The 706-nt window shown below is 41.9% G+C and carries 1 protein-coding gene; it reads right to left on the bottom strand.

The window, feature by feature from the left end:
- Positions 1–706: hypothetical protein (locus tag Y882_RS20385; protein WP_046973425.1), on the bottom strand; the 706-nt coding region annotated here is incomplete at both ends.

Raw genomic sequence — 706 nt, 5'->3', positions numbered from 1 at the left:
ACCATCTACCCAGAACCAGTCACCATTAGAACCATATGCCCATACTGATATTACAGAGTAGTCAGATACCTGCTTCTCACTGGTAGCAAAGTCAGTGGTGATATAGAAGTTATAACAAGAACGGAGACGTAATAGCTGCGTGCGGGAATACCATTTAATCTCTGAATCTTGAATCAGACGTTCATCTTCAGAACTGATACGTAACATCAATTCCTGATAAAAGGATGCCAGCTTACCTGTCTTCAATGCCATCTGGTATTGGTCATTGATGTAGTCATAGGAGAAACGGTCTTCCCAAGCACCTTGAAATTCTTCTCGCGTACATGGGAATTTCTCACATACAGGCCATACGTTGACATCCCAAGCACCAGATTCAACTGCTTCAATAAGAATATCTTCCTTATTAAAGGGAGTACCATTAAAGATTACCTTACGTCTTGTTGGGTCAAGAGCATGGTTCCCGCCCTTATATACCGTGTCTTTAATGGCTTCCATTGATGTACGTGAGCGAGCATCATCATCACTAACTAAGTCATCCAGTACACAAAGAACGGGACGTTTACCAAAAATCTTAGTACCACGAAGACCTGTCTTAGCACCAAACATCTTCACACCAAGACGGTGACCTTCAGCATTTACAAACTCAAGGTAGTTATCTGTGAAGGTAGCTTTAGGAATCCATTGTTGCAGGAATGGTGAATTGTTG

This window comes from Dyella japonica DSM 16301 (assembly GCF_001010355.1).
In the GTDB taxonomy this organism is placed as follows: Bacteria; Pseudomonadota; Gammaproteobacteria; order Xanthomonadales; family Rhodanobacteraceae; genus Dyella; species Dyella japonica.
The sequence above is the reverse complement of the archived record's forward strand: the minus strand, read 5'-3'. Positions and strand labels throughout refer to the sequence as shown.